The organism is Streptomyces pathocidini, assembly GCF_001418495.1.
Classification (GTDB): domain Bacteria; phylum Actinomycetota; class Actinomycetes; order Streptomycetales; family Streptomycetaceae; genus Streptomyces; species Streptomyces pathocidini.
Map to the genome: position 1 here is coordinate 1 of NZ_LIQY01000652.1, position 4,570 is coordinate 4,570.

The 4,570-nt window shown below is 73.6% G+C and carries 3 protein-coding genes; all 3 read left to right on the top strand.

Translation table 11 applies throughout. From position 1 onward, the window contains the following. Positions 1-54 precede the first annotated feature (54 nt). Positions 55-618: a TIGR03086 family metal-binding protein gene (locus AOK16_RS24080; protein ID WP_055474221.1), complete on the top strand. Its 564-nt coding sequence runs from the start codon at positions 55-57 to the stop codon at positions 616-618. A gap of 76 nt (positions 619-694) precedes the next feature. Further along, positions 695-2,776, top strand: a complete 2,082-nt coding sequence (locus tag AOK16_RS24085) for a SpoIIE family protein phosphatase (RefSeq protein ID WP_079101729.1) — start codon at positions 695-697, stop codon at positions 2,774-2,776. A gap of 120 nt (positions 2,777-2,896) precedes the next feature. Next, on the top strand, positions 2,897-4,570 hold a 1,674-nt coding region (locus AOK16_RS24090), incomplete at its 3' end, for an ABC-ATPase domain-containing protein (protein WP_079101731.1).

The window sequence follows — 4,570 nt, forward strand, 5'->3', positions numbered from 1 at the left end:
GCCCCAGCCGGCCCGGAACCTCCCGCCCAGCAGGCGCACGGAAGGGCCGTACGCATGGAGCTGATCGAAGCGTTCGACGCCGGACTCGAGGAGTTCGGCCGCCGGGTCCACCAGGTGGGGCCCGGCCAGTGGACCGCCGGCACGCCCTGCACCGAGTGGTCGGTGCGGGACCTGGTCAACCATCTGACCAGCGAGCACCTGTGGGCGCCGTGGCTGCTGCGCGGGGCGACGCTCACGGAGGTGGGCGACCGGTTCGACGGCGACGTGCTGGGGGACGAGCCCGTCGCGGCCTGGGACAAGGCGGTCGCGGAGTCGGAACCGGCCTTCCACCGGCCCGGCGCGCTCGAGAGCGAGGTCTATACCAGCGGCGGCCTGCTGGGCGCGGGCGAGTACGCCTGGCAGATGACCACCGACCTGGCCGTCCACGCCTGGGACCTGGCCCGGGGAATCGGGGCCGACGACACCCTGGACGAGGATCTGGCCGCGACCGTGTACGGGTACATCGAGCCGCAGGCCAAGGCCTGGCAGGGGGCCGGCGTCTTCGCCCCGCCCGTGAAGGTGCCCGCCTCCGCGCCCGTACAGGACCGGCTCATGGGGCTGCTCGGCCGCAGACCCTGAGGTGGGGGCCGCCGAGGCGGAGGCACCGGTCACCCCATCTTTCGAAAAAAGCGGCAAAGAGTGTCAGAGTTGCGACATGGTTGACCGGGGAACGCCCCCAACCGCTGCCCCGCTGCCGGACGCATGGCCCCTCCGCGCGGAGACCAACCTCGCACTCAACCGCATGGGCAGCTTCGACTGGGACGTGGACAACGCGCGGCTGCACATGGACGCCCCGGCCATGGAGGTCTTCGACCTGGAACCGGGCGAGTTCGACGGGGACGCGGACGCTCTCGGCGAGCTGCGCGTGCCCCCCGACGAGTCCGACCGGCTGAACGCCATGGTCGCCCAGGCCTTCAAGGACGGCAGCACGACCTACGGCGCGTACTTCCGCGTCCGCTGCCGCGACGGCTCCCTGCGCTGGACCCACACCCAGGGGCACATCGAACGCGACGGGGACGGCCGCCCGTACCGCGTCCTGGGCATCGTCCGGGACGCCACCGAGGAACTCGCCCACGCGGCGGAGCGCATCGCGGTCGCCGAGGAGCGCCAGCGCCAGACCAACCTGATCGACGAGACCACCGCCGCCCTCGCCCGCGCCATCACCGTGCAGGACGTCATCGAGGTGCTCGGCGACACCCGCGGCCTGGGGCGGCTCGGCGCGATCAGCATCCTGATGGGGCTCCTGGAGGACGGGCGGGTCCACGTCGTCGCCGAGCGGCAGGCCGACAACATGGTCCCGGAGCTCGAATACACCCGCATCGAGGAGGAGTTCCCGATGAGCGAGGTGATCCGCACCCTCAGCCCCCGGCTGATCACCTCGCCCGGCGAGTTCGCCTCGCGCTACCCCCGGCTGTGGCCGCACGTGAAACCGATCGGCGTCACCGCCGCCGCGTATCTGCCGCTCATCGCCCAGGCCCGCCCGATCGGGGCCCTGGGGCTCCTCTTCCGCGGCCGGCGGGACTTCACCCCGGAGGAGCGCAACCTCCTCGTCGCCCTGAGCAGCGGCATCGCCCAGAGCCTCCAGCGCGCCATGCTCTTCGACCAGGAGCACGACATCGCGGAGGGCCTCCAGACGGCCATGCTGCCGCGCTCCGTCCCCAGCTTCCCGGGAGCCAGGATCGCCGTCCGCTACCGCTCGGCCCGCTTCGGCCGGGACGTCGGCGGCGACTGGTACGACGTGATCCCCGTACCCGGCGGCCGGATCGGCGCCGTCATCGGCGACGTCCAGGGGCACGACACGCACGCCGCGGCCGTCATGGGGCAGCTGCGCATCGCCCTGCGCGCATACGCCTCGGAGGGCCACGCGCCGGCCACCGTCATGGCCCGCGCCTCGGTCTTCCTCCACGAACTGGACACCGACCGCTTCGCCACCTGCTCGTACGCGGAGGTGGACCCGGCGGAGGGGACCGTGCAGCTGGTCAGGGCGGGGCACATGGACCCGATGGTGCGGCACCCGGACGGCAGCTGCCGGCAGCTGCCGGTGGCCGGCGGGCTGCCGCTGGGCCTGTCCGCGCAGTTCGGGCACACCGACTACCCGGTGACCCGGATGGTGCTCGGCCCCGGCGAGACCCTGCTGCTGTTCACCGACGGGCTGGTCGAACAGCCCGGCAAGGACATGGACGACGGGCTGCGGCTGCTGACCGACGCCGTCTGCGAGGGGCCCCACCGGGTCGAGGAACTCGCCGACCACGTGGGCGCGGTGATGGGGGAGCGGACCGGCGGCGACGACATGGCGATACTGCTGCTGCGCCGCGAGGGCGAGCCGATCCCCGAGATCGGCCGCCGGGTCCACCAGCACATCGCGCCGGCCGACCCCGAAGGGCTGACCATGGCCCGGCACATGATCAGCGAGGCGGTGCGGACCTGGGGCGCGCGGGAGCGCGCGGACGAGGTCGAGCTGGTCGCCGACGAGCTCATCACCAACGCCCTGCTGCACACCGACGGCGGGGCGGTCGTCACCCTGCGCATGCTCGGCGGGGCCGAACGGCGGCTGCGTGTCGAGGTGCAGGACATGTCGAGCAGCTGGCCGCGGCGCAGGGAACCCGGCGAGACCGGGGTCTCGGGGCGCGGACTGCTGCTGGTGGACCGGCTCGCGGACGTGTGGGGCGTGGAGTCGCGGGGGAGCGGCAAGAGCGTGTGGAGCGAGTTCATCCTGCAGGACTGGGGCGGGGAGTGAGCCCTCGGTCGCGTCGGGAGCGGGCCGTTGTCGGACCCCTCGGCTAGGGTCGCGAGCGAGCGTTGAACACGGAGCGTCGCCACCGTACGGGGGCGCCGAACGGGGAAGTGGGGGAGCGCAATGCGCACCGGACTGGCCGAGGAGCTGCGCCGCATGGACGGCGCCTCATACGGCAGGTACAAGTCGCTGACCGGCAGCTGGCGGATGCCGGGGTGCACGCTGGAGATCGTGCGCGGACAGGCGGACCCCTTCGCGCCGCCCGCCCGGATCGCCGTCCATGTTCCGGCCGGACAGGCCGCGTTCCCAGGGGAGTTGTGGAGCACACCGGTGCGCCGCCGGGCCCTCGCCGGTTATCTGGCCCGGCAGGCGGCGCGGGCCGCCGGGCGCGGCGGCCCGCTGCACGTGGACGGCGGCGGTCAGGAGGTCCTCGACCGGGCCTCCTGCCGGGTCGGCGGTGGGGAGGGGGCCGGTGAAAGATGGCCTGGTGGAGGCGGTGAACCTGGCTCGGTGACGGTCCGCATGGGCGTCGAACTGCCCGGCCGGGGGCGGCGGATCGACGGCCGGGCTGCCGAGGAGATCCTGTGCCGCAGGGTTCCGGAGATGGCCGAACGGGCCCTGCGGTACGGCTCCTTGGACCCGGCCGAGGTGTCCCGCTTCGTCGACACCGTGGAGGACTCCGACGCGCTGCGGCGGGCTCTGGAACCGCTCGGCCTGGTGGCGTTCGTCGCCGACGGGGCCGTGCTGCCGCGCCGCAGCGGCGCGGACGACCGGCCGCTCACCGGACCGGGCGCCGTACCGTTCACGTCCCCGGACGCCTTCCGGGTGGAAGTGGACCTGCCGCACGCGGGGCGTGTCGCGGGCATGGGGGTGCCCGAGGGCGTGACGCTGATCGTCGGCGGCGGCTTCCACGGCAAGTCCACGCTGCTACGGGCCCTTGAGGCGGGCGTCTGGGACCATGTGCCGGGTGACGGGCGGGAGTTGGTGGTCGCGCGCGGCGACACCGTCAAGATCCGTGCCGAGGACGGGCGCCGTATCGAGCGGGTCGACGTGCATGCCTTCGTCAGCCACCTGCCCAGCGGCGCCGACACCGGCGACTTCTCCACCGACAACGCCTCCGGCTCGACCTCGCAGGCCGCGTCCCTGGTGGAGGCGGTCGAGGCCGGGGCCCGCACTTTACTGATCGACGAGGACACCGCGGCCACCAACCTGATGATCCGGGATGCCCGGATGCAGGCCCTGGTAGCCAAGGAGCGGGAGCCGCTCACCCCGTTCGTGGACCTGGCCCGCTCCCTGCACCGCGACCACGGGGTCTCCACGGTCCTCGTCATGGGCGGCTCCGGCGACTACATGGACATCGCGGACCAGGTGCTGATGATGGACTCCTACCGGCCGTCCGACGTCACCGCACGCGCGCGTGAGCTGGCCCGCGTGCCGACCGGCCGCAGCCCGGAGGCCGACGCGTTCCCGGCCGTCACCCACCGCCGCCCCGACCCGGGCTCCGTACGCTCCCGGGCCAAGGGCCGGTCGCGGGTGCGGGCCCGTGGCACCGACGCGCTGGCCTTCGGCGAGGAGCAGATCGACGTACGGGCCGTGGAGCAGATCCCCGACCGGGGCTACGTGGCCGGCGTCGGCTTCGCGCTCGAACTGCTGGTGCGCCGCGGCCACCTCGACGGCAAGCGCACGCTGGCCGAGGCGCTGGACCTGCTGGACCGCGACCTGGAGAGCGGGGCCGCCGAACTGCTGGCGGTGTACGACGACGACTGCGCGGTGCCGCGCCGCCACGAGGTCGCGGCG

Excerpts from the sequence above, each read along its gene's own strand:
- AOK16_RS24080 (WP_055474221.1), top strand. The coding sequence starts at position 55 with ATGGAGCTGATCGAAGCGTTCGACGCCGGACTCGAGGAGTTCGGCCGC.
- AOK16_RS24085 (WP_079101729.1), top strand. The coding sequence starts at position 695 with ATGGTTGACCGGGGAACGCCCCCAACCGCTGCCCCGCTGCCGGACGCA.